General features: G+C 73.1%; 29 protein-coding genes. 16 read left to right on the forward strand and 13 right to left on the reverse strand.

The features are described from left to right. Window positions 1-2: 2 nt before the first annotated feature. Entirely contained in the window at window positions 3-611 is a 609-nt protein-coding gene (locus ACFY3L_RS02125; protein WP_389317698.1) for a hypothetical protein, read from the forward strand. A 119-nt stretch (window positions 612-730) separates the two neighbouring features. Then, a complete protein-coding gene (locus ACFY3L_RS02130; RefSeq protein ID WP_389317701.1) occupies window positions 731-1,312 on the forward strand; it encodes an HD domain-containing protein in 582 nt (193 codons plus the stop codon). Window positions 1,313-1,333: 21 nt separating this feature from the next. On the opposite strand, the gene ACFY3L_RS02135 is transcribed toward ACFY3L_RS02130, so the two are convergent. From ACFY3L_RS02135 to ACFY3L_RS02155, 5 genes are all read right to left on the reverse strand, one after another. Beyond that, window positions 1,334-1,567, reverse strand: a complete 234-nt coding sequence (locus tag ACFY3L_RS02135) for a cold shock domain-containing protein (RefSeq protein WP_389317704.1) — start codon at window positions 1,565-1,567, stop codon at window positions 1,334-1,336. A 221-nt stretch (window positions 1,568-1,788) separates the two neighbouring features. Beyond that, on the reverse strand, window positions 1,789-2,664 hold the full coding sequence (locus ACFY3L_RS02140) for a bile acid:sodium symporter family protein (protein ID WP_389317707.1): 876 nt from the start codon (window positions 2,662-2,664) through the stop codon (window positions 1,789-1,791). Between the two features lie 10 nt (window positions 2,665-2,674). Further along, on the reverse strand, window positions 2,675-3,973 hold the full coding sequence (locus ACFY3L_RS02145) for a Dyp-type peroxidase (protein WP_389317710.1): 1,299 nt from the start codon (window positions 3,971-3,973) through the stop codon (window positions 2,675-2,677). Window positions 3,974-3,988: 15 nt separating this feature from the next. Beyond that, window positions 3,989-4,924 (reverse strand): hypothetical protein, encoded by a 936-nt coding sequence (locus tag ACFY3L_RS02150; RefSeq protein ID WP_389317713.1) that lies wholly within the window; start codon window positions 4,922-4,924, stop codon window positions 3,989-3,991. 62 nt (window positions 4,925-4,986) lie between these two features. Continuing rightward, on the reverse strand, window positions 4,987-5,520 hold the full coding sequence (locus tag ACFY3L_RS02155; RefSeq protein ID WP_389317715.1) for a hypothetical protein: 534 nt from the start codon (window positions 5,518-5,520) through the stop codon (window positions 4,987-4,989). A 179-nt stretch (window positions 5,521-5,699) separates the two neighbouring features. Here ACFY3L_RS02155 and ACFY3L_RS02160 point away from each other — a divergent pair, with 179 nt between their 5' ends. Both ACFY3L_RS02160 and ACFY3L_RS02165 read left to right on the forward strand, forming a co-directional pair. Then, window positions 5,700-6,242, forward strand: a complete 543-nt coding sequence (locus tag ACFY3L_RS02160) for a hypothetical protein (RefSeq protein WP_389317718.1) — start codon at window positions 5,700-5,702, stop codon at window positions 6,240-6,242. A 171-nt stretch (window positions 6,243-6,413) separates the two neighbouring features. Further along, complete coding sequence (locus ACFY3L_RS02165; RefSeq protein ID WP_389317721.1) at window positions 6,414-7,079, forward strand: hypothetical protein; 666 nt, start codon at window positions 6,414-6,416, stop codon at window positions 7,077-7,079. Here the strand turns inward: ACFY3L_RS02165 and ACFY3L_RS02170 are convergent. Both ACFY3L_RS02170 and ACFY3L_RS02175 read right to left on the reverse strand, forming a co-directional pair. Continuing rightward, window positions 7,066-8,283, reverse strand: coding sequence for a hypothetical protein (locus tag ACFY3L_RS02170; RefSeq protein WP_389317724.1), 1,218 nt, complete (start codon window positions 8,281-8,283; stop codon window positions 7,066-7,068). The genes ACFY3L_RS02165 and ACFY3L_RS02170 overlap by 14 nt on opposite strands. Window positions 8,284-8,342: 59 nt before the next feature. Next, on the reverse strand, window positions 8,343-9,050 hold the full coding sequence (locus ACFY3L_RS02175; RefSeq protein WP_389317727.1) for an HAD family hydrolase: 708 nt from the start codon (window positions 9,048-9,050) through the stop codon (window positions 8,343-8,345). Window positions 9,051-9,140: 90 nt separating this feature from the next. Here ACFY3L_RS02175 and ACFY3L_RS02180 point away from each other — a divergent pair, with 90 nt between their 5' ends. After that, window positions 9,141-9,887, forward strand: coding sequence for an SDR family NAD(P)-dependent oxidoreductase (locus ACFY3L_RS02180; RefSeq protein WP_389317730.1), 747 nt, complete (start codon window positions 9,141-9,143; stop codon window positions 9,885-9,887). 36 nt (window positions 9,888-9,923) lie between these two features. Here the strand turns inward: ACFY3L_RS02180 and ACFY3L_RS02185 are convergent, their stop codons facing one another. Beyond that, window positions 9,924-11,312: an NAD(P)/FAD-dependent oxidoreductase gene (locus ACFY3L_RS02185; RefSeq protein WP_389317733.1), complete on the reverse strand. Its 1,389-nt coding sequence runs from the start codon at window positions 11,310-11,312 to the stop codon at window positions 9,924-9,926. Between the two features lie 81 nt (window positions 11,313-11,393). Between ACFY3L_RS02185 and ACFY3L_RS02190 the strand changes: the two genes are divergently transcribed. Genes ACFY3L_RS02190 through ACFY3L_RS02200 form a run of 3 tightly spaced genes read left to right on the forward strand, consistent with a single transcriptional unit; the run spans window position 11,394 to window position 13,958 of the window. After that, window positions 11,394-12,230: a hypothetical protein gene (locus ACFY3L_RS02190; protein WP_389317736.1), complete on the forward strand. Its 837-nt coding sequence runs from the start codon at window positions 11,394-11,396 to the stop codon at window positions 12,228-12,230. Between the two features lie 48 nt (window positions 12,231-12,278). Beyond that, window positions 12,279-12,929 (forward strand): HEAT repeat domain-containing protein, encoded by a 651-nt coding sequence (locus ACFY3L_RS02195; RefSeq protein WP_389317739.1) that lies wholly within the window; start codon window positions 12,279-12,281, stop codon window positions 12,927-12,929. Window positions 12,930-12,935: 6 nt separating this feature from the next. Continuing rightward, window positions 12,936-13,958 carry a HEAT repeat domain-containing protein gene (locus ACFY3L_RS02200; RefSeq protein WP_389317742.1) on the forward strand — a complete coding sequence of 341 codons (1,023 nt, stop codon included), beginning with the start codon at window positions 12,936-12,938 and terminating at the stop codon, window positions 13,956-13,958. Between the two features lie 18 nt (window positions 13,959-13,976). On the opposite strand, the gene ACFY3L_RS02205 is transcribed toward ACFY3L_RS02200, so the two are convergent. Further along, complete coding sequence (locus tag ACFY3L_RS02205) at window positions 13,977-15,167, reverse strand: MFS transporter (protein WP_389317745.1); 1,191 nt, start codon at window positions 15,165-15,167, stop codon at window positions 13,977-13,979. 59 nt (window positions 15,168-15,226) lie between these two features. On the opposite strand from ACFY3L_RS02205, the gene ACFY3L_RS02210 reads away from it, so the two are divergent. From ACFY3L_RS02210 to ACFY3L_RS02225, 4 genes are all read left to right on the forward strand, one after another. Beyond that, on the forward strand, window positions 15,227-16,195 hold the full coding sequence (locus tag ACFY3L_RS02210) for a transcriptional regulator (protein ID WP_389317747.1): 969 nt from the start codon (window positions 15,227-15,229) through the stop codon (window positions 16,193-16,195). A 173-nt stretch (window positions 16,196-16,368) separates the two neighbouring features. Next, on the forward strand, window positions 16,369-16,563 hold the full coding sequence (locus tag ACFY3L_RS02215) for an antitoxin (RefSeq protein ID WP_389317750.1): 195 nt from the start codon (window positions 16,369-16,371) through the stop codon (window positions 16,561-16,563). Between the two features lie 64 nt (window positions 16,564-16,627). Beyond that, a complete protein-coding gene (locus ACFY3L_RS02220) occupies window positions 16,628-17,071 on the forward strand; it encodes a DUF2243 domain-containing protein (RefSeq protein ID WP_389317753.1) in 444 nt (147 codons plus the stop codon). Beyond that, window positions 17,064-17,837 (forward strand): cytochrome c oxidase assembly protein, encoded by a 774-nt coding sequence (locus ACFY3L_RS02225; RefSeq protein ID WP_389317756.1) that lies wholly within the window; start codon window positions 17,064-17,066, stop codon window positions 17,835-17,837. The genes ACFY3L_RS02220 and ACFY3L_RS02225 overlap by 8 nt, the downstream gene beginning before the upstream one ends. A gap of 465 nt (window positions 17,838-18,302) precedes the next feature. Here ACFY3L_RS02225 and ACFY3L_RS02230 read toward each other — a convergent pair whose 3' ends face one another. Beyond that, the gene (locus tag ACFY3L_RS02230) at window positions 18,303-18,626 is read right to left on the reverse strand and encodes a hypothetical protein (protein ID WP_389317759.1); all 324 of its coding nucleotides are present in this window, start codon (window positions 18,624-18,626) and stop codon (window positions 18,303-18,305) included. 242 nt (window positions 18,627-18,868) lie between these two features. On the opposite strand from ACFY3L_RS02230, the gene ACFY3L_RS02235 reads away from it, so the two are divergent. After that, a complete protein-coding gene (locus ACFY3L_RS02235) occupies window positions 18,869-19,414 on the forward strand; it encodes a DUF4240 domain-containing protein (RefSeq protein ID WP_389317761.1) in 546 nt (181 codons plus the stop codon). Window positions 19,415-19,641: 227 nt separating this feature from the next. Continuing rightward, complete coding sequence (locus ACFY3L_RS02240; protein WP_389317764.1) at window positions 19,642-20,190, forward strand: SMI1/KNR4 family protein; 549 nt, start codon at window positions 19,642-19,644, stop codon at window positions 20,188-20,190. A gap of 456 nt (window positions 20,191-20,646) precedes the next feature. On the opposite strand, the gene ACFY3L_RS02245 is transcribed toward ACFY3L_RS02240, so the two are convergent. The 3 genes from ACFY3L_RS02245 to ACFY3L_RS02255 all read right to left on the reverse strand — a co-directional run bounded on the left by ACFY3L_RS02245 (window position 20,647) and on the right by ACFY3L_RS02255 (window position 23,179). Then, a complete protein-coding gene (locus ACFY3L_RS02245; RefSeq protein ID WP_389317767.1) occupies window positions 20,647-21,612 on the reverse strand; it encodes a hypothetical protein in 966 nt (321 codons plus the stop codon). Continuing rightward, complete coding sequence (locus ACFY3L_RS02250; RefSeq protein ID WP_389317770.1) at window positions 21,578-22,717, reverse strand: hypothetical protein; 1,140 nt, start codon at window positions 22,715-22,717, stop codon at window positions 21,578-21,580. Before ACFY3L_RS02250 ends, ACFY3L_RS02245 begins: the two co-directional genes overlap by 35 nt. A gap of 75 nt (window positions 22,718-22,792) precedes the next feature. After that, complete coding sequence (locus tag ACFY3L_RS02255) at window positions 22,793-23,179, reverse strand: FCD domain-containing protein (protein WP_389317773.1); 387 nt, start codon at window positions 23,177-23,179, stop codon at window positions 22,793-22,795. Window positions 23,180-23,349: 170 nt separating this feature from the next. Here ACFY3L_RS02255 and ACFY3L_RS02260 point away from each other — a divergent pair, with 170 nt between their 5' ends. Together ACFY3L_RS02260 and ACFY3L_RS02265 are read left to right on the forward strand one after the other, a co-directional pair. Continuing rightward, window positions 23,350-23,616: a hypothetical protein gene (locus ACFY3L_RS02260; protein ID WP_389317776.1), complete on the forward strand. Its 267-nt coding sequence runs from the start codon at window positions 23,350-23,352 to the stop codon at window positions 23,614-23,616. 19 nt (window positions 23,617-23,635) lie between these two features. Continuing rightward, window positions 23,636-24,868 carry a vanadium-dependent haloperoxidase gene (locus ACFY3L_RS02265; protein WP_389317779.1) on the forward strand — a complete coding sequence of 411 codons (1,233 nt, stop codon included), beginning with the start codon at window positions 23,636-23,638 and terminating at the stop codon, window positions 24,866-24,868. Window positions 24,869-24,906 lie beyond the last annotated feature (38 nt).

Below are 24,906 nucleotides of genomic sequence, written 5' to 3' on the forward strand. Positions count from 1 at the left end.
ACATGACCGTGCAAGTGCAGACATCGACACTGTCGCGTGGCGTCGAGTGGGCCCGCCGGCTGGGTGTCGCCGCCCTGGCGGGCGGCATCGCCGGGCTGGTCGCCGGAGGCATCGGCGGGCGGCTGTTCATGCTCGCCCTGGCCCGTATGAACCGCCCCCGGGCAACTGGGGTGCTCAGCGACGACGGCTTCGTCATCGGCCAGTTCACCCTCGCCGGCACCATCAACCTCCTGCTGGCCACCACCGTCTTGGGCGCGATCGGTGGGCTGGTCTGGGTCGCCATCCGGGGTCTGCGCTTCGGTCCGCTGTGGTGGCGGCGGGTCAGCGTGCCGCTCGGAGCCACGCTCGTCATCGGGTCGATGATGGTCCACAGCGACGGCGTCGACTTCACGCTGCTCGACCCGCCACTCGTCGCCGTTGGCCTCTGCCTTTGTGTCCCGCTGCTCGCGACAGTCCTCGTCACCTGGCTCGGCGACCGCTGGATCGGCAGCGACCAGACCGTCTGGCAACGGATGCCGGCGGCGGTCACCTGGATCGCCAGGGGCGCCCTGACCCTGCTCGCCGGCTGGGCCCTGGTCGACCTCGTCACCAAGATCAGCCAGATCCTCTGACGAACGCCCGCCGGTGCTCCGTTCTCGTTCGCTCCCTAAAGATGAACAACAGGTGAAGCGGACGCGAACTCCCTTCCTGGCCCTCGGCACCGGGCGTTCAGGGTCCTACGGTCGTACCTATGACGACCATGGTGCGGCAGCGGGTCGACGTCACCGCGGCCAGGGGCCTCGCTGAGGCCCTGCTCACCGACCTGCCGCAGCGCTGGGCGCACACCGCCGGCGTCGCCGCCCGCGCTGCTGAGCTGTGCGCCGCCCTGGGCCCCGCGATGTCCCCGGCCGACCGCGACCGCGTCGTCGCCGCCGCCTGGCTGCACGACATCGGCTACGCCGGCCCGGTGCGCGACACCGGCTTCCACCCGCTGGACGGCGCCCGGTTCCTGCGCGGCGCCGGCTGGTCCGCCCGGATCAACGCCCTGGTCGCCCACCACTCGGGCGCCTGCCATGTCGCGGAGATCCGCGGCCTGCGCCACGAGCTGGCGGAGTTCCCGCGCGAGCTGTCCCTGGTCGCCGACGCCCTCACGTACGCCGACCAGACCGTCGGCCCGGACGGCACCCGCGTCGACGTCCGCACCCGCATGGCCGAGATGCTGTCCCGGCACGGCGCGACCTCCGACAACGCCCGGGTCCACCACCTGCGCGCCCCGGACATCCTCGCCACCGCGGCCCGCGTCGAACACCACCTCCGCCTCGCCACCGCGTAGCACCCGCCAAGCGCCGCCGGTTCACGGGACGACGCGGACGGCGCGGTAGTCGAAGCCGTCCTGGCCGGGGGACTCCCAGTCGAGGCGGACCACCTGGCCCCGCTCCAGGGCCCGGAAACCGGGCATGTCGATCTGGCTGAAGTGCGTCCAGCACCCGCCCGGCGTGTCCGGCGAGTCGAGGACACCCCAACCCTCGTCGACCCGCCACTCGCGCGTCGTCGCCGTCGTCGTGCCGGTGCGCGCATGTTCAGTCACCCGCGAAGCGTAAGCGTGGCGTGCCGCCAGCATCGTGGGGGGACCAGGCGCTGCACCTGCTGGTGAAGATCGCCGACGCGATCCGCGAGCCGGCCGGGTGACGTGAGGCGTGGCGGCGGGCGGTAAGACGCTGGAGCGATGGCCGAGCCGAGCCGGGGCGGTTCGGGCTCGGGCCACCCCGGCGTGGACGCAGGGCTTCGACGGGCCGGCCGCGCCGTCGGTCAGGTGGTGTCCGAGGGGGCGGCGGTGCGGTGGCGGGCGAGGAAGGCGGCGATGGGGAGCGCGGCGGCGGTGCCGCTGAGGAGGACGGCGGCCAGGGCGCCGAGGACGGTCGGTGCGTTGTCGAAGGCGAGGCTGACCGCGGCGAGGGCCGGGCCGATGTTGCGGACCGCGGCGACGCCGCCCATGGTGGTGCGCCGGCGTGGAAGGCCGGTGGACAGCAGCGTGCCGAGGGCGAACGACACGGCGGAGAACAGGAAGCCGGCCAGCAGGGTCCGGGTGCCGAGCAGAGCGACGACGTCGGTCCAGTTGCCCAGCAGCATGCCGGCGAGGACCATCAGGAACGTCACGTTCGACACCTTGACCGTGACGGGGTGCCATGCGAGGGCGGTCGGCGTCGCGTACCGGCGCAGCAGCAGGCCGATCAGGAACGGCACCAGTTGCAGGAGCGCGACGCTGCGCACGAGCGCGCCGACGTCCAGCGCGGCGCCGCTGCCGACGCCGGCGAACCGGAGCAGCGCGTTGGCGGTGAAGCCGAAGGTGATGCTGCCGACGGCGGCGAGCAGGACCTGCATCGCGGCGGCGGCGGTGACGTCACCGCCCTGGATCTCGCCCAGCTTGGCGGCGAAGGGTCCGCCGGGTGAGGACGCGGTCAGCAGCAGCGCGACGAACGGCGCCGCCGCCAGGCTGAACAGCGCCGCCATGCCCCAGCCGAGCAGCGGGACGACGATGAGGTTGGCCAGCAGCACGAGCAGCAGCAGCGGCACGTCGCTGAAGGTTGCGCGCAGCGCGGGCACCGTCGCGCCGAGGCCGGCGCCGAACATGGTGCCGGCGATGAAGATGACCGTGACGGCGTTGAGCAGCTGATGCAGGTCCACGGCCGCGCCCTCAGGCCCGCTGCTCGCCGAGCCAGCGCAGCGCGGTGATGCCGGGCAGGAACGCGTACTCACCGCCGCGGGTGGTGACGAAGTTGGGCATGCCCCGCAGCTTCCGGCGCACCGGCCGCCGCGGGATCGTGTAATCCGCCACGCCCGGGCCGCCGGTGGCGGCGATCGGGTCGCGGGCGTCGCCGGCGCCGAAGAAGACGCCGTTGTTCAGCCACTCGGTCTGCACGAACTCGAACTGGCGCCCCAGGTGCGCGCCGACGAACGCGAACAGCAGGCCCCGGTCCGCGCCGTCGTCGTCGAGGACGCCTTCGGGCAGGGACGGGCCGTAGGCGGTACCGCGGCGGATCATGCGATGCAGCCGGACCTCGCCCGCCACGGCCGAGTCGCGGGGGTTGGCCCGGCGGATGTGGCTGCCGCCGGGCGTCGTGAACCCGCCGGGGTCCTTGCCGGCGAAGAGGAAAGCGTTGGCGCGGCCCAGCGCGGGGTCGTCGCGCTCGGGCGCGAGCGCCAGCGGCGCGCCGCTGCGCCACCGGCCCATGAGCTTGGCCGCGACAAGCTCCTCGCCGTCCGTGTCCGCGCTCGCCCGCAGGAACCGGCGGAACGCGGCCACGTCCTGCCGGAGCTTGCGGAACGCGACGTAGCTGCCGTTGCGGCCGAGGACGTCGGGGGCGGTGGTCTGCACGCCGCCGAGCTCGTCGGGGTACCCGAGCACGAACTCGCCGGCCTTGAGCGGCGCCTCGAGGGGGTTCGTCCCGGGGAAACCGCTGCCCTCCACCGCGGGGTGGCTGATGCCGTCGCGGTAGCCGAACGGCTCGGTCTCCGACGGCGGCGCGTGGCAGTCCTGCCGCCAGATCGCGGTGACGCCGGGCAGCCGCTCGTACGCGGGGCGGGCCCGGTCGATCGCGGCGTCCAGCGTCGCCGTGTCCGGCGCGAGGGCGACCAGGACCACGTGCACGTTCGGTGACCCGAGCGGCGGCTCCCACGCCTCCGGCGCGCTCGGCCCGGTGTCCCCGAGCGCCGTCGCGCGGGCCGCCATGCCCTGGCGGAACTCCCACGCCATCGAGTCGAGGGATCGCTCCGGTACGCCCAGCGCCCGCAGCCCGCTGCAGGTGACGGCGGCGCTGACCCACGTCTCGCCGAGCGGGCTGGTCGAGTCGGCGGCGGAGGTGACGACGGCCGCGGCACGGCGCATCAGCTCCCGGCCGTCGGCGCGGTCGTCGATCCGGAACGCGAGGTACCTCGCCGCGTACGGTGACGGCCGCGGGCTGAGCACGCCGCGCTGGATGTCGTGCAGGTCCATGGTCGCGGACTCCCGTCACCTGGTGACGACGTTGCGCCAGAAGTTGCGAAGGCTCTCGTCGGCACCGAAGAGCGTGCTGAAGATCGTCGAGTCGGCCATGAGGACGTGACCGGCGCGCGAACCGGCCGGCGGGAGCCACACGAAGGTGGTGAACTCGGTGTTGCCCGCCTCGGTGAAGGGGTGCGGCGGCCGGGTGAGGTCGATCGGCTGGCGGGCCAGCACCTTCGCGACCCGCTCGTCGGTGACCGCGTAGTGCGGCAGGTGCATGTGGAAGTTGAAGCTGGTGACCCCGGTCAGCCAGCCGTGCGTGTCGAGGTCCCGGTCGATCGACAGCGGAGCGACTTTGCCGGGTTCGACGACGGCCGGTCGCAGCCCGTACCGATGCCGCACCGGCACATCGAGACCTTCCATGAGCGACCGGGTGTACCGGCCGAACCGCTGCCGGCGGGGCACGAGCGCGTCACCGTGGTGCCGGTACTCCTGGTCGCGCACCGTGAGGTCGTCGCCGGCGCCGACGTCGTGGTGCGGGCCCAGCACCAGGCGGCTGCCCTCCCGGCCCACCCAGTCACGGACCGCCTCGATCTCGCCGGCGGTGGCCTCCTGCCCGGTGACGAGGTGGTCGAGGCCGAACACCAGCAGCGTGTCGGTGTCCTCCAGCACCCGCTCGTCCAGCGGCGTCAGGTACCCGGCCTGGTCGACGCGCTGGTACACCGCCACCGGGTGACCCGTGGCCTCGGCGGTGAAGTCCTGGAAAGGCGTCCACGCCCGGAAGAACAGCTCGAGCGAGCCGGCGACGCCCTGCTGGAACCGAGCCGGATCGGCGAATTCGGGGTCCTCGTACGCGGGCCACGCCACCCGGCGCACCTCGGTCATCGTCGAGAACCGGTCGTCGAGCTCCTGCGGGTCGCGCCCCGCCTCGGCCGGGTAGCTCCACGCCACATAGATGCTCACCCGGCGTTGTCCCGTCGTGTACGGGCGGCGCTGGTGCCTCGTGTTGTAGACCCGTTGCCCGTTCACTGCAGCTGATCAAGCATCTCGGACATGGCGGCCTTCACCCGCAGCGCCTTCTTGATCTCATCCGCCGTGACGTACGGGTACTCGCCGTACTCGATGAAGCTCGGGCACTGGTGCTCCCGGACGAACCGCACGAACGCCTCCGGGTTGGTCCGCCAGTCCTCCGGGAACCCGACAAGGCTCTCGAACGAGGTGCTCACCCCCGCCTTCGTGAACAGCGCGACAGCGTCCTCGGTGTACTTGTCGAAGTCGGTGTCGAAGATCCCCTGGTACATGAACCGTGTGTCGTCGTCGAACAGCACCCACCGCAGGTAGTGCAGCTTCAGCGGTGCCAGCAGGTACGGGTCGGCCTCGAGCGCCTTGGCCAGCGTCTGCCCGTACTCCCGCAGCACCTCGGCGTGGCCCGGCTTCACGTCCGCGATGATCGTGAACCCGTGACACGCGGGCGTGCGCGGGAAGATCGGACCATACTTACCCTGCGGAAGGTGGCTGGTGTCCTTCGGCAGCGCCACCGCCGCCGGCCTGATTTCCACAGCGCTCCTCCGTTTCACGAGCGCGACCTTCTGCCCCCGACCGCCGGTCACAAACCCGCGGCACCGCGCTTCGCCCACCGCCCCACCACGCGGGGTACCCGCGAGCGGGCCGATGCCCGCACAATGATGTCGTGATCCCGCCGCCGCCAGCGCCTGATGCCGTGTTGTTCCGTAGCTCCGTGGGCCGTGCCGTCGCGTTCCATGCCTGGCTCGCCGTCTTCAGCTGGGTGACCGCCGGCGGGTTCTACGTGGGGCTGGCGGCGCTGCTCGGCGGGCCGGTCGACCGCATGGTCGACTACTTCATCTCCTGGCTGTTCATCGTCCCACTCCTCATCGGTGTCGGACTGTCGCTCGGGATGCCGCTCCGCAGCCCGCACTGGGTCCGGGTGTCCGCCGCCGGCGTGGAGATCGGCACGACCCGCGCCCAGGCGGTCCTGATCCCGTGGTCGGGCGTCGAGTCGGCGACGGTCCGCGGCCGGTCGATCTTCGCGAACCTCGACCTCGTCCCGCACCCCGCGGTGCCGCCCTCGTTCCAGGACACGAAAAAGGGCCGGGCCCCCCGGATGCGCACGCGCGGCGGCCGGCGGGGCTACCCCGTGCAGGCCGGGCTGTTCCCGGGCGGCCCGGGAGCGGTGCTGGCCGCACTGCGCGCCCGGGGCGTCCCGGACTCCCGGCTGCCCTCACCCGCGGTCAGCGCCAGCGGCCCTGCGCCGATCGGTTGACCTTCCCTGTGGGTGCCGTGCGCTCTACGCTGCCGGGATGATGTCCGCGATCCTCGCCGGCACCGCCCGCCATCCTCGCCGGGTGCTCGGCGGCGCGGTGGCCTTTGCCGGTGTGTCCGTGGGGTGCACCAGCTGTCGGCGCCGGAGAGTGGCGTCAGGTTCGCGATCCCGGTGCTGGGGTCCGTGCTCGCCGTCGCGGCAGTCTTCCTGGCGGGCTCCGCGTTGAAGCGGTGGCGGCCGGCGGCGTTCACGGTCGACGCCGCGGCGGGCGCGTTCCGGACCCTGCCGCAGCCGAACCATGTACTCCAAGCCGTCGGCATGGCCTTGATGAGCGCGAACATGACTACATTCACGGTCAACTTCCACACGATGGAACCCGACCCGCCGATCCGGGACCCGTTCGGGCACTCCATGGGCGACGTGATGGTCGTCCTGGCCGTCATGCTCGTCGTGTTGACCGCGCTGCAGATCGCCGGAGTGTGGCGGGGCATCGGTGTGCAGCTGGGGCCGGACGGCCTGAAGGACCGCAGCCTGCTCGGCACGCTCACCGTCCCGTGGGACGCCTTGACGACGGCCTCGCTGCCGCCGACCACGCCAACGGCGCTGGTGCTGCGGCTCACGTACGCCAGACCCGAGCTGGTCCGCGTCGCCGGCCTGCCCCTGACCCGGCGCCAGATCAGGACCGACACCGTCAACGCGCTGTTCCTGGCCCACGCCGTCCACCACTACCTCGTGCATCCCGAGCGTCGCCAAGGCATCGGCACGGCCGCCGGATACACCGAGCTGATCTCCGCGCTGTACGGCGCGGCTCACCGCCCCGGTCTCAGCCGTTCCTGAGGTCCCGCACCAGCCGGCGGTACATCGGCCGCAGCTCGACGTCCGTCGCCGCGGACTCGTCAGGATCGGCCGCCACCGTCGCCGGCGCCTCGGCGAGCACTTCGATGCGGCGGCCGAGCGGCGGCGTGACCGCGAACGGTGACACGGCACGGGCCACGTCGGCGTCGCACAGTGCGGGCATCGACGGCGCGTTCTTCGCCACGACGCCGGCGGCGAGGGCCGGCCAGCCGGCGACGACCACTTCAGGCTCGTCCCGCCGGACCGCACCGGACCGGTCGCCGGCGCGGGCGTCGCGGCGCAGGACCGTCACCACCGACTCGGCGAGCAGCCGCGTGGCGAGCACCGACCGGACCTCCGGCGCGCCGGCCACCCCGGCCGCCCGGGCATCGGCGGCCAGCACCGCCCGGAACGCCTCGGGCTGCAGCAGCGTCAGGTAGCCGAGGCGGACGAGACCGAACACGCCGTGCATGAGCGCCACGAATGGGCGTACGAGGTCGCCGGCGAGGTTCGTGTACGACTGCGCGTGCTGCTGGCCGATCCGCGTCGGGTTCGCCGCCATCATCTTGGTGACGTCGTCCTCGCGGCCGGCGTGCAGCAGCTTGTCCGCGGCGGGCTCGAACACGGCGACCATGGTCGCGAGGGTGCGTTCGACGGTGCCGGTGAGCGCGGCCCGGCTCGGGTCGCCGCCGCCGAACCGGGCCAGCTCCAGGGCCACCAGCGCGGTGCGCTGCGCGGGGTCGAGCACCGCCCAGAGCGGGGCGCCGATGCGCAGGTACCGGCGGCGCAGGAACCCGGCGAAGCCCGAGTCGGCGGCGAACCGGTCGTCCAGCACCACCAGGTGGGGCCGGGGCACGCCCAGCGCGGCGGCGACCCGGTCGACCAGCGCGTGCAGCGCGGGCATGTCGGCGCGGCGGGCGGTGACGGCGTCGCGGGGCAGGGTGGCCGGGCGGGGCAGGGTCAGCACGCCGAAGAGGACGAGCACGGCGCCGGGCAGCAGCGCGACGCTGGGGAACCGCACCGTGCACAGCCAGGCACCGCACAGCAGGGTCGCGAAGGCACCGGCCTGCACGACGGCGGCGACGGCCACGGTGGCGGCCCGGCGCAGGCGGCTCGGTGCCGGCTCGGCCCGGACCTGCCGGCCGGCCCGCCGGTGCAGCCGCACGTCGAGCCACCGCCAGCCGATGCCGTCCACGCTGTCCGTCATGCGTGCATTATCCGCCACCGTCGTTCAGGAGCGCCGCCCCGTTGAGAGCGCGTTCCCATTCACCGATCAACCAGACGGTCAATTGGATGATCTTCTCGCACGGTGACCCTCTCCAGCTGACCGCACATGCCCCGACCATCCGGAGGCCTGTCGGTGTTCGCCTTGACGAACAGCGTGGCGATGTGGTCGATCGCGGCGCCCGGTAGGTGCACGGTCGGGGTGAAGCCGTCCGGTAGGTCGGGGCCGACGAACACGGACATGCCGCAGGCGCGCAGCATCGGCACGTCGCCGTGGCTGTCGCCGACCGCGGCGACGTCGGCGAGGGACCAGCCGCGGGCCGCCGCGTACTGCTCGAGCAGCAGCGGCTTCGACGACGGGAAGACGTGCCGGAAGCCGCCGCCGGCGAGGATCTCGGTCGCGATGACCGTGCCGACGCCGAGCCGGTCGGCGAAGTGCGTGACGTGCGGGGCGAAGCTCAGCGACACGATCACCACGTCGATCCCGGCGGCGTGCAGGGCCGCGATCCCGGCCGCGGCGCCCGGGGCGAGCGGGATGTCGGCCAGGGGAGCGGTCAGCTGCTCGGGGGTCCAGCCGCACAGCAGCGCCCAGACGGCGTCACGGATCTCGATGATGGCGTCGTCGCCGCGGGCCCGTTCCCAGATCGCCATCTGCTCGGCGAACCCGTGCCTGGCCGCCGTCGCCTCCAGGCACGTCGGGCCCCGGGTCAGCGTCCCGTCGAGATCGAACGCCACCAACCGCACGGTCATGCGAACAGTCTGGCGCACCGCCGCTGGAGAGCGAACGCCGCGTCCGATCGCCGCCAGACGGGGGCCGCGCCGCGCGGAAGGCTGGTCCGCATGACGACGAACACGCTTGAAGGCAAGGTGGCCCTGGTGACCGGCGGAGGGCGCGGGATCGGCGCCGCCGTGGTGCGGCGCCTCGCGGCCCAGGGCGCCGACGTGGCGTTCACGTTCCAGCACGACGAGCGGCGGGCGAAGGAGACCACCGAGGCCGTTGCCGCGGCCGGGCGCCGGGCCGTCGCGATCCAGGCCGACAGCGCCGACCCCGCCGCGGTCGCCGGCGCCGTCGACCGCACCGCCGCGGAGCTCGGCCGCCTCGACATCCTGGTGAACAACGCCGGCGCCTTCCTCCTCGGACCCCTCGAGGAGCTGGGCCTGGCGGCGTTCGAGGAGACGGTCGCGGTCAACGTCCGCGCGCCGTTCGTCGCCAGTCAGGCGGCGGTGCGGCACATGGCGGCCGGCGGCAGGATCATCAACATCGGCAGCAACACGGCCGAGCGGCTCGTGTTTCCCGGATTCAGCCTGTACGCGATGAGCAAGACCGCGCTGATCGGCCTGACGAAGTCGCTCGGCCGGGAGCTGGGCCCGCGCGCGATCACGGTCAACCTCGTCAACCCGGGCGCCACCGACACGGAGCTCAACCCGGCCGACGGCCCGAACGCGGCCACCATCAACGGTTTCACCGCACTCGGGCACTACGCCGACCCGGCCGACGTGGCGGCCACGGTCGCGTTCCTGGCCGGCCCCGACAGCCGGTACATCACCGGCGCCACCGTCAACGTCGACGGCGGCTTCACCATCTGAACCGTCGACGGCCTGAAGCATCGACGGCAAGGACGGTCAGGAGTCGAAGCCGAGGCCGAGCCGGTCCAGGGTGCGCAGCCACAGATTGCGGCGGCCGTCGTTCGCGTCGGCGCGGGCGATCGACCAGCGGGTCAGCTGGATCACCCCGGACCGGACCGGCTCCGGCGGGAACGGCACCGGCTTCGAGCGCACCATTCGCAGCCGGGTCAGCGGCGTCGGCTCACCGGCCAGCAGGTCCAGCATCACCTGCGCGCCGAAGCGCGTCGCGCCGACGCCGAGGCCGGTGAAGCCCGCCGCGTACGCGAGCCGGCCGCCGTGCCCGGTGCCGAAGAACGCGCAGAACCGCGAACAGGTGTCGACGACACCGCCCCACGCGTGCGTGAACCGCAGCCCTTCCAGTTGCGGGAACGTCTCGAAGAAGTGGGTGGCGAGCTTGTCCGATGTGGACGGTCGCTGGTCGTACGCGGGACGGATCGCGCCGCCGTTGTTGTAGACGGCGTCGTAGCCACCCCACAGGATGCGGTCGTCGTCGGTGCGGCGGTAGTAGTGGAACTGGTTCGCGGCGTCGGCGATGCCCTGCCGCCGGGCCCAGCCGATCGACGCCAGCTGCCCGGCGGTGAGCGGCTCGGTCATCAGCGCGTAGTCGTACACGGGGACGATGAACGGCCGGACCCGCCGCAGCGGTGACCGGAACGCCCCCGTCCCGAGCGCGACCTTCGCCGCGGTGACCGAACCGTCCGGGGTGCGCAGCCGCAGCCCCGCGCCGGCCGGGGCGATGCCGGTGACCCGCGTGCCCTCGTGGAAACGCACCCCGAGCGCGGCGCACGCGTCGGCGAGCCCCCACGCGAGGCGGGCCGGGTCGAGCATCGCCGTGCCGTCATGGTCCCAGACGGCGGCCTCATAGGTCGCGCCGTGGACCTCCGCCCGGATCGCGTCCCGGTCCAGGAACCCGACCCGGCGCCCCAGCCGCTCGGACAGCCGCTGCTGCTCGAGGAGCCCCGGCACCTGCCAGGGGGCCGTGGCCACCGACAGCTCACCGGTGCGTTCGAAGCCGCAGTCGATGCTGTACCGGTGGAGCGTCGCCTCGATGCCGTCGAGGTTGGCCCGCCCGAGCGCTTCGAGGGTCTCGATCTCGTCGGGGAAGCGCTCCGCGCCGTTCGCGAGGCCGTGGGTGAGGCTACCGGCGCAGAACCCGCCGTTGCGCCCGCTGGCGGCCCACCCGATCCGGCGGCCCTCCAGCACGAGGACGTCGAGCCCCGGGTCGCGCTCCTTCGCCAGCAGCGCCGTCCACAGCCCGCTGAACCCGCCGCCGACGACCGCCAGGTCCGCTTCCTCCGCCCCACGCAGCGGCGGGTGCGGTGGCCGCTGCGGCCGGTCCAGCCAGAACGGCGTGCCGGCGGCGTCGCGCAGCGCTGGGTGGCCCATCGCCGAACTGTACCGGCGCATCACCCGACGACAGTGGTGTTCGAGCATGTGGGTTGCCGGGCGCGTCGATACACTGGCGTCGTGGCCGCGGACGACCTGCTGTTCGTCGTGCTCGACGGCGCCGCCGGCTGTCTCGTGGCGCTCGACGAGCCGAGCTTCGCCGGGCCGGTGTCCCGCGCCGGCCGCGACGGCATCATCCATCTCATCCCGTCCCGTGCCGCGGACCGTCCCGGGCCGCCCCGGCGCAGGTCGCTGCGGCTGGCGACAGGCACCGCCGCCGGTGCGTCCGCCGCCGCCACCGTGCTGCTCACGCCGCTGGCCGGCGCCGCACTGGGCGCGGCAGCGCTGGCCCTCGGCGCGGCCGGTCGGGCCCGGGTGAGCTGGGAGGACCGGCGGGTCGTCCTGCGCCGGCCCGCGGACACCGCCGTGTTCGCGGCGGCGTTCAGCGCCGCGCAGGCGATCCTGCTGGTGTGGCCGCGCCTGCGTGACCTGGTGCCCGTGCCCGCCCCGAGCGAGCCGCTCGCCGCGTCGCTGTGGACGCTCGCCGGCCTCCTGGACGACCGCGCCGCCGCCGGCCGGCGGCTCACCGACCTGACCCGCGCCGCGGCCGGCCTGCCCACCGGTCCCGCGTCGGCGGCGCTGCACGCGTCGCTCGCCGACCGGCGCGCCCGCGTCGGCGAGACGCTGACCGGCCTCGACGCCGAGATCGACCGCCGGGTGCGGGCCCTGGAAGCGCTCGCCGGGGAGTGCGTCGACCTGGTCCGCGACGAGCGGGCCGTCCGCGCGGCCGTCGACGCCGTCCGGCGGGCCGACGGCCTGCTCGACCGGCTGCTCCCGGCCCATGACCCGGCTGTCGAGTTCGCCGACCTGACCAGCTCGATCATCGGCGCGTACCGGGAGCTGACCCACCTTCCTTGACCTTGACACAGTGACAAGCCGTTCACTGTGCCGCAGGAGGTGGTCGCGATGACCATGCAGGCCGTCCAGGCACTGGAGCACCAGAGTTCGTCGGTACGGCTGAAGGCGGCCCTCGCCGTCGGCACCGCTCCCGACCCGGCGCTCGTCGAGACGCTGGTCACCCGGTGCGCGGTCGAGCCCGACTTCTTCGTGCGGGACATGCTCACCTGGGCGCTCACCCGCCACCCGGCGGCGGCGACGGTCCCCAGGCTGATCGGCGAGCTGCGGTCGGAGCGGGCGCAGGCGCGCAGCCAGGCGCTGCACACGCTGTCGAAGATCGGCGACCGGCAGGCGTGGCCGGCGATCACCCGTGACCTGCTGACCGACGCCGACGACGGGGTCGCGCGCACCGCGTGGCGGACGGCGGTCGCGCTCGTGCCCCCCGGCGCCGAGGGTGAGCTGGTCGACGTGCTGGTGACCCAGCTCGGGCGCGGCGACCGCGAGACGCGGCTGAGCCTCAGCCGGGCGCTGGTCGCGCTCGGTGAGATGATCGAGCCGGCCCTGCACGCCGCGGCTTCGAGTGCGCAGCCGCACGTACGGCAGCACGCCGCCGCCACGGAGCGGCTGCTGCGCGACCCGGACGCCGGGTTCGCGCTCGCGGTCGAGGAGGCGAAGCGCGTCCGGGCGCTGGGCCCGGATGCCGCTGCCCAGGAGGAGTGACCCGCATTGCTGATCGGTGACGTGGCCCGGCGGTCCGGCGTGAGCGCCCGCATGCTCAGGCACTACGAATCGCTGGGCCTGGTGCGGCCGACCGGCCGGACCGTCGGCGGGTACCGCGAGTACTCCGACGACGACATCCGCCGGATCTTCCACATCGAGAGCCTGCGGACGCTGGGCCTGTCGCTGCGTGAGGTCGGGCGGGCCCTGGACGACCCCGGCTTCACCCCGTCGGACCTCGTCACCGACCTCATCCGCCAGACCACCGACCGCATCGCGGCGGAGACCGACCTGCTCACCCGGCTGCGCCGGATCGACGCCGCGGAGCCCGCCGCCTGGGAGGACGTCCTGCAGATCGTCTCCCTCCTGCAGGCCCTGGGCTCCGACAGCGCCGGCCGCCGCCAGCGCGCGGCCCTGGCCTCGTCCCCGGACGCACCGCTCCCCGTGGAGGCGCTGGTCGAGGCGGCGCTGAGCGAGTCCGACCCGAATGTCGCCGGGGCGCTGCGCTGGGCCCTCGCACAGTCCGGCGACAGCGGCGTGGCCCTGCTCGCCGAGGGCCTCGCCGCGCCGGACCCGATCGTGCGCGAACGCGCCGTCCGGTCCGTCGCGGAGATCCCGGACACGGCCGCGACGACCCTGCTGCGGGCCGCGCTCACCGACGCCGACCTCACCGTCCGCCGGCGTGCGGCCCTCGCGCTCGGCCCTCGCGGCGCCGCCGAGGCGATCCCGGCCCTCGTCGACATGGTCGTCGACGGCGCGAACGACGTCGACGCGGGCGACGCGCTGGCCGTCCTGGCGGGGGACCCCGCGCTGGCCGAGCCGATCGCGGCCGGGCTCGTGGCCCGCCTCACGCCCGGCGCGGACGCATCCGCGGCCCGTCGCCGGGTGGCCCAGGCCCTCGCGGACATCCCGGGCGGCACCGCCTCGGACGCCCTCACGGCACTCGCCGGCGACGAGGACCGTGGCGTCGCCCTCACCGCGGCGTACGTCCTGCAGCTCCGCGCCGGGCGAGCGGCGGAGGCTCAGGAGTAGCCGCGCGGGTGCCGCGCGTCAGACCGCCGCCACCGGCTCGGGACGCTGGGTCGCTCCGGCGGGCTTGGTCAGCCGGCCGGCGACGAACAGCCCCGTGGAGACCAGCAGCGAGCCGACGGCGAGGATGCCCATCGCGATTGCCGGCGTGACCTGCTGTGCGATGAGGCCGCCGAGGGTGGCGCCGACCGCCTGCATGGCGAGCAGCCCGGAGCCGAACAGGCCGAGTGCCTGGCCGTGCAGCGACTCGGGGGTCGTGGCGAGGAGGCGGTCCTGCAGCAGGAGCGTCGCGCCGTACCCGACGGACGCGACGCCGGCGACCGCCACCGCGACCGGCAGCGGCGGGTCGAGGAAGAACAGCAGGTACGGGGCGGCCAGGAGCCAGCGCAGCGGCCCGCTGAGCCGGTAGCGCAGCCGCGGCGGCACGAACCGGCCCGCGATCGCGTCGCCGGCGAGCATGCCGATCGCGGCGGCGACGAACAGGACGCTGGCCGCGGCGGGGGAGTAGGGCACGAACAGCGCCTCGCAGCCGACGATGAGGCCGTTCGGCACCCACATCGCGATGTAGACGGCGGGCTGCCAGACCTTGCGGTTGCCGTGCCAGGTCGCCCGCACCGACGGCCGGTCCGTCGCCCGCGGCGGCCGCGCCGTCAGGCCGAAGCGGGCGATGAGCGCCGACACCGCCTGCAGGGCCGCCCCGGCGACCAGCGCGCCGCGCGGGGACACGGCCGCGACGAGGGCGCCGCCGGCGGCGAAGCCGAGGATCTGCATCGCGCCGACGGACATGTTCAGCAGCGAACGGCCCAGGATGTAGCCGTCGGCCGGGAGGATCTCGGCGAGCAGCCCGTACCGGACGCCACCGCCGACCGAGGCGGCGAGGCCCTGCGCGAGCACGACCGCGAACACGGCGGCGATCGGCAGGCCCGGGACGGCCAGGACGGCGGTCGTGACCGCGGCGAACACGGCCAGGCCGGTGAGCGCGGCCCGCGGCGGCACCCGGTCCGCCCACGACAGCAGCGTCGCCGCGCCGATCAGCTGTGCGAACGACGCGCCGAACATGCTCAGCGCCGACAGCAGCGGCGAGTCGGTGGCCGCGAAGACGAGGGTGCCGAGCCCGATGCCCGCCACGGTCCCCGCCGCGACCTGCCCGGACAGGGTCGCGAACAGGGCGGTGAACTCGGGTGTGCGGAACAGTTGCCGGTACGTGCGCATGATCGGCATCGTGCTGCGCCTGTACCGCCGCACGGTACAGTTTCGGATGGAGGCGAAACGTGGGGTTCTGGCAGATCGGCACGGACGTGCTCGCCGGCAGCCGGTTCGTCGTGTCGCCGCTCGCCGAGACGGTCGCGTGCCTGTCCGCGCTCGGCGGCCAGCACGCGGTGTCCGCGCCGCAGCGGGAGTGGCTCGCCGCGCACCGGCCGGCGTTCGACGCCCACTACGCCGGCGACCCGTTCGTGCGGCCGTTCCTGCGCGCCGCGATCCGCCCCGGCTGGATCGCCGACTTCCTCGTCACGCCACCGCAGACCCCCGGCGAGACGTTCGAGACCGAGCTCGCCCGGCTGCGCGCCACCCCTGCCGCGGTCGCTCAGGCACACCTCGGCCTCGGCGACACCGTGCCGGACGTGCTGAGCACCGGTGACCTCGCCGGCCGCGCCGCCGACCTCGTCGAGTGGGTGTGGTCCAACCTGGTCCGGCCGGGCTGGCCCCGCCTGCGCCGCGTCTTCGAGGCGGACATCGTCTCCCGCACCGACCGGCTCAGCACCGGCGGGTGGGCCGCCGTCCTGGACGGGATGCGGCCCGGCATGCGCTGGCTCGGCGACGGACGGTTGCAGATCAACACGTACGACTACGCGCCGCTCGACGTCACCGGCGCCGCGCTGCTGTTCATCCCCACGACCGCCGCCCGCGGCTGGGTCGGCTGGGACGAGGCGGCCACCTCGTACTCCGTCATCTACCCCTGCACCGGCTGGCTCGCCGACACCGGCGCCGCACCCACCGACGCGCTCGCCCGGCTCCTCGGCCCGCTGCGCGCCACCGTGCTGACGCTCCTCTCCGCACCGCTGAGCACCACCCAGCTGGTCGCCCTGACCGGCACCACCCTCGGCTCCGTCGGCGGCCACCTCAAGGTCCTCCTCGACGCCGGCCTCGTCACCAGACGCCGCTCCGGCCGCTCGGTCCTCTACTACCGCACCGCGACCGGCGACGCCCTCCTCGACGCACCCTCGCAAGCGTCCAGATGATGGGGCCGTGCCGTGGACCGGTCTTTGAGGTGGCCCCGGCCGGCGGCCTTCGATGAGGAGGACTGAGCGCGGGCGTGGGTGTGCCCCACTGGAAAAACGTGGCCGCGGATGCATCCGACCGGCGGGTGGCGGGTAGAGGGCCCACTCCGAACCCGTACCAGGAGGAGGACGCAATGGGCATCATGGACCGAGCCAAGAAGCTCGCCGACAAGCACGACGACAAGGTCGACGAGGCCATCGAGAAGGGCGGCGAGCAGGCCGACAAGCGCACCGGCGGCAAGTACGGCGACCAGATCGACAAGGGCGTCGACATCGCGCAGCAGCACACCGGGCAGGGCGACACGCGGCCACGGGGCGAGGCGTCCTGAACGTCGGCGCGGTCACCGCCGTGGCCGCCCGGCGACCCGCCGAGGCGGACCGGTGACACCTGCTGTGCGGAACTTGGTCTCCGGAGCGCTGCTGGGAGTCGGAATCGCCGCGTTCGTCGACGAGACCGTCTTCCATCAGCTGCTGCACTGGCACCACTTCTACGACCGCGGCACCCCCGCCGCCGGCCTGGTCTCCGACGGGATCTTCCACGCGTTCGGCTGGTTCGCCACCGTCGCGGGGCTGTTCCTCTTCGCCGACCTGCGCCGGCGGCGGGCGGTCGACCCGGGCCGCTGGTGGTCCGGGCTGCTGCTCGGCGCCGGGGCGTTCCAGCTGTACGACGGGACCGTGCAGCACAAGGTCCTGCGGCTGCACCAGATCCGCTACGTCCCCGACATCGCCCGCTACGACTGGACGTGGAACATCATCGCCGTGCTGATGCTGCTCGCCGGCGCGGCGCTGCTCCTCCGGGCGCGGCGGCTTCCCCGGGAGCGGCATCCGGATGCATGACCCGCACCCTGAGGTCGTCGGTCTGCTGCTGCTCGCGGGCCTGTGCGGCTACCCGGCCGCGCTGCTGCTGCCCCGCCGCCGGCGGCCGTGGCCGGTGTGGCGGACCCTGAGCTGGTCCGCCGGCCTGCTGCTCGCCGCCGCCGCGGCGCTGTACGGCGGCCATCACGGCTTCACCGCCCACGCGGCCTGTCACGTGGTGCTCGGCATGATCGCCCCGCTGCTGCTGTGCCTGTCGGCGCCGGTGACGCTGCTGCTGCGCGCCCTGCCGCCGAGGCCCGCCCGGGGGCTGTCCCGGGCGCTACGCTCCACCCCGGTCCGGCTCCTCACCCACCCGACGACGGCGCTGCTGCTCGACGCCGGTGGGCTGTGGCTGCTGTACGCGACGCCGCTGCACACCCGCATCGGCGACCACCCGCTGGTCCACGCGCACGTGTTCCTCGCCGGCTGCCTGCTCACCTGGTCCCTGGTCGGCCGGGACCCGGCACCGCACCGCGCCGCGTGGAGCACCCGGGCGGCGGTCCTGGTCGCGTTCATCGCCGCCCACGGCATGCTGGCGAAGTACCTCTACGCCCACGACCCGGCCGCGGCGACCGGCGCCCAGCTCATGTACTACGCCGGCGACGCCGTCGACGTCACGCTGCTCGTCCTGCTGTTCCGCGCCGCGGACCGCCGCACGTGCCGGCTGAGGCTTCTGACCGGCGCCACCCGCGGCGGCTCCTCCGCGCCGGCCGCGGTCGTGGACCCTGGAGCACGTGCCCCCAGATGAGGCAGGCTGCGGCGCTCCCGGCGGCGTGCCAGGGCCGGCCGCCGGGGGACCGCGGCACCACCGGCGGGCACGGGTAGGCGCCGGTCTGGAGTTCGCGGGCCACCGGCTCCCGGTCGCACCCGGGTCGGTGGCCCGCAGCCACGGTGCCGTGCGGTCGCGGCCCGCGTCGCCGTCTCGATCGGTCCGGAGCCGGTGACGTCCGTGCCCGTCTGATGCTGCGTCGCGGTCCGCCGCATCCGGCGGTGGGTGCGGTGGCACCGGTGCCGGCAGACACCGGTGCCACGCGCGTCGTGCCGTCCGGGTCCTGGCTCCGGTTGGCCCGCCGGAGGGGACGGCGGTGACGGATCCCAGTGAAACCGGCAGGACTTGTGAGCGGATTGCGCCCGTGTGTCGGCGATCCGTCACGGCGAAGTGCATGAGCTGGGCGTCAGGTGGCGGCGGGTCTCGGATGGCTGGTCCGACCGCTCACGCTGATGGCCGTGGGCTGTCCGCCTCGAGTATGAGCACAGCCATGTCCAGGATTCGCTGGTAGTACTCGCGGCCTTCGTCGTCCAGCTCCGGAATGACGCGAAGCAGCCGCTGTTCGTAATCGGCGAGGATGTTCCATCGCCAATCATCCAGGGCACCAGCCTGCGCCAGCCAGACAGAGATACAACCGCTCGGGAAGCTGTCGAGCATGATCATGTCGAAGCCCGCCACGTCGGCACCGCGCCATCGGCTCGGGAACGGCGCATCGCAGTGCGCCTCGTAGCGGGCTGCGACCGCCGCCAACCGGTCCGCGAAATCCAACGGCTTCGCCCCTTTTAGGTCAACGCGGAATCGTACGCGCCCGCGCTCATCGGCTTCTTGTCTCCTGGTGGTACGACCGGGCGCTGGCCAGCGGACCAACGCCGACCGAGCGGCAGTACGCAGCATGACAGCCACCGGCGATCCACAGCGTTCGGTCGGCGGTAGATCCGGATGCGACAGGGTCTCGTAAGGCTCGTCGCGCGGCATCCGGCGGCACGGGACCGACTTGGTATGGTCTGGCAGTGGAGTGGGCGGTCTTCTGGCGCACCGTCGAGAGCGCCCGAGCTGAGGCGGGCAGTGACACCGAACGCGTCGCTCAGGTGCTTCTTCGTCGCCTTCGCGCGTTGACTCCGGACGAGATTGAACAGTTCGAGGAGCTCTGGTTCCAAGCACAGGACGAGCTCTACCGCTGGCCCATCCGGGACGCTGCCACGCTGTTGTTGGGTCCCTTCGACGATGATGACTTCCTCGCGATACAGGACTGGATCGTGTCGCATGGGCGGCAAACCATGCGACGGGTCCAAGACGACCCTGACAACCTTGTCGAGTTGGCGCCCGACCGGCACAACGCGCGGATCGACTGGTTCTGCGGCCTTCCGCTCGAGGCGCACATCGCCGCAACCGGGGCTCCCTTGCCGGCCCATGGGCCTTCCGGACCCGGCACACCGGTCGGAACTTCGGCCGACCTCACCGACGAAAACCGTACGAGGCAACGTTTCCCCAAGCTCACGGCCTACCTCGACGACAATCCGTGGATCGAGCGTCCGTGGGAACGCGCAGCCAGCTGATCACCGCATGCGCTCATCGGCTACGTCAGGACACTGAGTGGACAACTCTCCGTCACGGTGAATTGCGAGCGGATCGCGGCAAGAGCGTTAACGTGATCAGGAGTCGGCTACCGGGATTTGCCGGTGGCCCTGAGTCCGGATAGGGGGCCTGCCGGACCGCACTGCAGGCTCGGCCCTCGTCAAGGTGATCAGCCGGTACGGTGGTGCACCGACCTCAGGAGGGCCTCATGTATGACGACGCGGTTCGGCGTGCCTTCCCGGGCGTTGCGCTGGATTCGTTCTGGGATGACGGAGAGTACGCGCTCGACGCCTACGTCGACGAGCCGCCCTCGGCCGAGTTGGTCGCTTCGGTGCAGGCTGAGCTCGGATACCGCTTACCCCAGTCCTACGTGACCCTGATGAAGTCGCACAACGGCGGTATTCCTAGGAGCGGGTGCTGCCCTGCGCCCAGCCGAACGACGTGGGCCGAGGACCATGTCGGCGTGCACGGGATCATGGGAATCGGCCGGAACAAGCGCTATTCGCTGGCGGGCGCCGCGGGCCAGCGGCTGTGGCTGGACGGATGGGGTTACCCGCCGATCGGGGTCTACTTCGCGGACTGCCCTTCGGCCGGTCACGACATGATCGCGTTCGACTACAGCGAGTGCGGTCCGGCCGGCGAGCCGAGGGTGGTCCACGTCGACCAGGAGTGGGATTACCGGATAACAGTGCTGGCGTCCGACTTCGTGTCCTTCGTGCAGAATCTACGGCCGGAAAGCGAGTACGACTGCGATTAGTGGCCGCTTAGCGCATTGCATGGTGCCCCTCGGTGTATCCGCTCACCTGCATATCAAACAGATCCGGATGCGGTGGCGGCGGACATAGCTAACCCAAAGTGACGACCTGTCGTCTGGCGCCCATGCCGAGGACCGCGCCAGCGGGAAGCGTTCCGGGCGAACCGCTGCGCCGATCGTCCCGAACCGGCCGGAGCCGCCTTGCGCACCTAGTCACAGCCTTGACCAGGTCGCTCGATGCTCCGGATCGACCGGAGTGCATTGAGCTATCCGTCCACTGTGGATCCCTTTGCGATCGCCTCCGGCGACAGTGTGTCTCAGGTGGCTCTGAGCACGGATGGACGCGTGCGGCGGGCTGTCGAGGTACACATCACTCGGTGACCGAGAGTCGGCAATTGCTGAGTCCGCGACGCCCCGCGTCGGTAGGTGTACACCCAGACGCTGATCTTGCCTGCCTGGTCAGCGAACGCGGTTGGCCCAAGCCCAGTTCGCTGTGAAACCGCCGATGGTGGAGCCGAAAAAGTACGACCAGATGTGCGAGGCGGCGTGCGGACCGATGCGCTCGAACACGGCCTTGCACTCTTCGCGGCGACCGGAGAGTGCGTAGGCGATGGCGAGCCAATTCTCGCAAATGAGCGCCTTTGCATGGGTTGGCGAGCCGGGCGAGCGCCACTTCGTCACGCACTCATCGAGTTCGCGCTGGACATCGGGGCGCCGGAAGTATCGACGGCAGTCGACCAGCGCGCTCGTGCTGACCTTGCCCCACGAGTACTGCCGCATCGCATATTCGAGATGGGCGAGCAGTGGCAGCATCGTAACCCCGGTTCCCGGTGGAGCCTCCGACGCCGTCTCGCGGGCGGCGGCGAACATCGCGTCGTGCGAGCCGAACCACTTCTCACAGAGAAACGTCACCGCGGTCGAGTGCACCTCGAAGTCGAACCGGTCACGTCGCTTTGCCTCCGCCAGTACCTCACGGAATGCGCCACGGTGTTCAGCGTCGCCGAACATTGAGCCCAGCAGGATGTTGCACGGCACCGGGTCGTCGGCAGTGAGCGTGACCGCGCGTTGCGCCTGGACCCTGGCCTGCGCCGACAGCTCGCCGAATGAGCGGAACTGGTCCTGCGACGTCCGCGCGGCCGGCGCAGCGCCTCGCGCCCGGCCGGCCCGCTCGCTGAGCGCTGCCGCATACAGGGTCACCGCGGTGGGGTCGTCCGGAGTCGCCGACAGCCACGCGTCAAGCCACTCACCGGCGTTGTCCGGTGCGGCCTCGGCCAACACCCAGATCCGATGCCCGCGACGCTCCCAGCCGACGCCGGCCGCGGCGATGACGTCGCGGGCAGCTGTCCAGTCACCGGCAACCGCCCGGGCACGCATGAAGCGCAAGTCGTGGTCATCGAGCGCACGATCGCGGTCGAGGACCGGCATGACAGGCACTGGACCGCGCCTGAAGAGACGTCTGAACACGCGTGCAGCATACGGACCGCAGAAACGGATGTCCCCAGTCCGGCAGGGTGTCGGCGCGCAGTCCGTATGCGTCGAAGAGCTCGACGACGGTGAGCCCGTCGAGCCCGGCCAGGCCGGCGGCGCCATGCAGCTCTCCCGGCGGTTTCTGCCACCGTACGCGCAGCGACCGCAGCCCCGGCAGCGCCTCACGCAGCCCCGCCACCGACACCGTTCCCGCTCCTTGGAGCTCCGCCGTCGTCACCTGGTCGAGGCCGCCGGGCAGTACCGTACCGACGCCGGCACCGGCGACCGTGAGCCGGCATCGGCCCTGTGTGACCACCCTGCCGGGCAGGCCCGCGCCGTCGAGCGTAAGGTGCTGCAGCGCGTCCGGGAGCAGCACCAGCGAGACCGCCGGACCGGACAGGTGCAGATTCGCCAGCTCGGTCCCGCTCAGGTCCACTGTGGACGGCGCGTCTGTCCACATGAGCGTGTCGACGCACGGCCCGGCGGCCAGGGCGGCGGCCAGGCCGCGGTCGGCGCCGGTCCAGGTCAGCCCGGTGCAGCTGGGGAAGCCGTCCAGCGCCCGCCAGTCGACCGCGCCGGTGTGTGGCACGGCGCCCGGGGCGGTCAGGTCCAGCCGTCGGGCGTTCGTGCTGACCTGCAGCAGGCCGGCGCCGAAGTCGCCGGGCACGGCGGAGCGGCCCGACAGGAACGCCGCCCGCGCGGCCGGCGGCACATGCGCGTCCCACCGGTGCTGCGCCGCCACGGTGTGCTGCAGGGTGGCCCACCCCGCGTAGGTCAGCGGCGGCTCGCGCAGCTCGGCGGGGACCGGGAGGCGGCCGATCCACTGGAACTCGGGCGGGATCGGGTCGACGCCGGCGTCGAGGTGCTCGATGCGCCCGCCCTGCCCGTGGTGCGTCGGCTCCAGCGGCCCGGCGTCGCGGAGGTCGTCGAGAGTGGGCGGCTCAGGGGACCACCAGTCCAGCGCGACCACGGCGGAGCCGGACGTCACCTGGCACGCGCCGAACCCGCCACCGGGCAGTGGCATGACCGCCACGCTGCCCGCGTGCCGCTGCGCCTCGTACACGTGCCGATCCTACGAAGAACGCCCGCCGACCCTACGAGGAGCAGGTGGTGTCATGTAAGGAACTCCGGTGCTTGATCAGCCCGGTGGTCCTGGGATGAGGGCGAGGGCCTGGTGCTCGTCGCGGGCGGCGATGGCGTCGACGAGGGCGGCGTGCAGGTCGTGGCGGCTCTGGATGTGCTCGGGGAGGGGCTGGTCGTCCAGGGGCTGCACGGCGAGGGTGTGCGACTCGATGATCTCCAGCAGGCTGAGGTAGAACGAGCGGAGCATGGCATTCGGGGTCACGTCGGCGATGCGGGCGTGCAGGGCCCAGTTCGCGTGGATGAAGGCGATGCCGTCCAGGTCCGCGGCGGCGGCCAGGGCGGCGAGCTGCTCGGCCGCCTGCTCGGGGCGGCGCAGCGCTGAGGCCGCGGCGGTCCCGCGCTCCCAGTCGGCGCGGCGCAGCGCGGGCGGGTCGGCAACCATCAGCGCCTCCAGCGCCGGTCGGACCCCTCCCGGAAAACTGCCATGCTGATTTGGCCCGGAACGCTTGATGTGCGACCACACCCGATCCCAAGCTGGCTGAACCAGCATGGTGGTTTGAAGGGAGCGATCATGCGGGATCTCATGGCCGGCGTGTGCGCGCCGGTCATGTCGTGACCACCGCCGACGGCGACTGGCTGGTCCTGTTCGTCGTCCTCGACGGCGACGGCGCGCTCACCGACGAGTTCGTCGCCCAGGCCCCGCCGCGGCACGTCCCCGACGACGTCATCGCCGTGCCCGCCATCCCGCACGCCCGCACCGGCAAGAAGCTCGAGGTGCCCGTCAAGCGGCTCATCCAGGGTCACCCGCTGGACCAGGTCGCCGCTCGCCCGGTTCGCCGCCTTCGCCGGAGGAGTTCCCTATTGATCCGATCGGATTAGGCGGGTTAGGGTCTGCGGCATGCAGACATCGATGCTCTCCCGCCGCCTGCTGCTCGCCTCCGCGGGCGCCGGCGCCGTCAGCGTGCTCGCGCTGCCCGGCCGCGCCGAGGCCACCGGCAGTCGCGTGGACACGCTGCTGGAGTGGTACGACCTGACCGCCGCGACCGTCGGTGTCATCACCGGCTCGCAGCAGGTCACGAACAGCCGCACCTGGGCGGTCGCCTGGATCGCCGCCGGCCGGGCAGTCGCCGCCACGCGCAGCGAGCTGGCGCTGGCCGCCGCCGTCCACCACACGCTCGTGACGATCACGCCGGCCGCCGCCGCGACCCTCGACGCGGCGCTCGCCGCCACCGTCGCGCGGATCGGCGGGCGGCACGCCGACCGGGCCGTGCGGGCAGGGGTCGATGCCGCCACGGCCGTGCTCGCCGAGCGCACCGGCGACGGGCTCGACCTCGCCTCGGTCAACCGGCCGTTCACCGTGCCGCCGGCCGCGCCGGGCGTGTGGCAGCCGACGCCGCCCGCGTTCGCCGCGCCGGTCCAGGCCGGCCAGGGCGACGGCCGGCCGTTCCTCGTCCGTGACGTCGAGCCACTGCAGCCGGGCCCGCCGCCGGCCCTGGACAGCGCCGTGCACCAGCGCGACCTCGCCGAGATCCGGGCGGTCGGCGCCGCCGCGAGCACCGTGCGCACCGCGCGGCAGACCGCCGTCGCCAGGTTCTGGGCGCAGACGTCGCTCAACGGGTACACCGGGGCGCTGCGCACCACGCTCGCGCCGCAGGGCTCGCACGGCGCCGCACGCCGCTCCCTGGCCGACCGGATCGCCCTCGTCGCGGTCTTCCACGCCGCCACCATCGACGCGCAGATCACCACCTACCGCGCCAAGTACCGGCACCTGGCCTGGCGCCCGGTCACCGAGATCCGCACCGGCGCGGTCGCCCCCGACCCGGCGTGGACGCCGCTGCTCGCCACGCCCGCGCACCCCGAGTACCCGAGCGGACACACCACCTACGCGGGCGCCGCGCAGGCCGTCCTCGACGCCGTCGCCGGCCCGCCGCGCGCGGCGTTCGACCTGAGCAGCACCGCCGCGGCGGACGTGACGCTGCGGTACTCGTCCTGGCACCAGCTGACCCGCGACAACATCGACGCCCGCGTCTGGGAGGGCGTGCACTACCGCACCACCGACGAGGTCGGCGCCGCCGTCGGCCGCCGCGCCGCACTGGCCGCGCTGTCCCGCTGGCACGGCCGCACCCTGTGACCCTCACGGTGTGGGCGCCGCCCGCGGTGCCCACACCG

The sequence above is a fragment of the Dactylosporangium sp. NPDC000521 genome (assembly GCF_042898305.1).
GTDB lineage: Bacteria > Actinomycetota > Actinomycetes > Mycobacteriales > Micromonosporaceae > Dactylosporangium.

Excerpts from the sequence above, each read along its gene's own strand:
- ACFY3L_RS02180 (WP_389317730.1), top strand. The coding sequence starts at position 9,141 with ATGACGACGAACACGCTTGAAGGCAAGGTGGCCCTGGTGACCGGCGGA.
- ACFY3L_RS02225 (WP_389317756.1), top strand. The coding sequence starts at position 17,064 with ATGCATGACCCGCACCCTGAGGTCGTCGGTCTGCTGCTGCTCGCGGGC.
- ACFY3L_RS02175 (WP_389317727.1), bottom strand. The coding sequence starts at position 9,050 with ATGACCGTGCGGTTGGTGGCGTTCGATCTCGACGGGACGCTGACCCGG.
- ACFY3L_RS02255 (WP_389317773.1), bottom strand. The coding sequence starts at position 23,179 with ATGGTTGCCGACCCGCCCGCGCTGCGCCGCGCCGACTGGGAGCGCGGG.
- ACFY3L_RS02145 (WP_389317710.1), bottom strand. The coding sequence starts at position 3,973 with ATGGACCTGCACGACATCCAGCGCGGCGTGCTCAGCCCGCGGCCGTCA.
- ACFY3L_RS02265 (WP_389317779.1), top strand. The coding sequence starts at position 23,636 with ATGCAGACATCGATGCTCTCCCGCCGCCTGCTGCTCGCCTCCGCGGGC.
- ACFY3L_RS02195 (WP_389317739.1), top strand. The coding sequence starts at position 12,279 with ATGACCATGCAGGCCGTCCAGGCACTGGAGCACCAGAGTTCGTCGGTA.
- ACFY3L_RS02245 (WP_389317767.1), bottom strand. The coding sequence starts at position 21,612 with ATGCCGGTCCTCGACCGCGATCGTGCGCTCGATGACCACGACTTGCGC.
- ACFY3L_RS02185 (WP_389317733.1), bottom strand. The coding sequence starts at position 11,312 with ATGGGCCACCCAGCGCTGCGCGACGCCGCCGGCACGCCGTTCTGGCTG.
- ACFY3L_RS02215 (WP_389317750.1), top strand. The coding sequence starts at position 16,369 with ATGGGCATCATGGACCGAGCCAAGAAGCTCGCCGACAAGCACGACGAC.
- ACFY3L_RS02170 (WP_389317724.1), bottom strand. The coding sequence starts at position 8,283 with ATGACGGACAGCGTGGACGGCATCGGCTGGCGGTGGCTCGACGTGCGG.
- ACFY3L_RS02125 (WP_389317698.1), top strand. The coding sequence starts at position 3 with ATGACCGTGCAAGTGCAGACATCGACACTGTCGCGTGGCGTCGAGTGG.
- ACFY3L_RS02205 (WP_389317745.1), bottom strand. The coding sequence starts at position 15,167 with ATGCGCACGTACCGGCAACTGTTCCGCACACCCGAGTTCACCGCCCTG.
- ACFY3L_RS02130 (WP_389317701.1), top strand. The coding sequence starts at position 731 with ATGACGACCATGGTGCGGCAGCGGGTCGACGTCACCGCGGCCAGGGGC.
- ACFY3L_RS02240 (WP_389317764.1), top strand. The coding sequence starts at position 19,642 with ATGTATGACGACGCGGTTCGGCGTGCCTTCCCGGGCGTTGCGCTGGAT.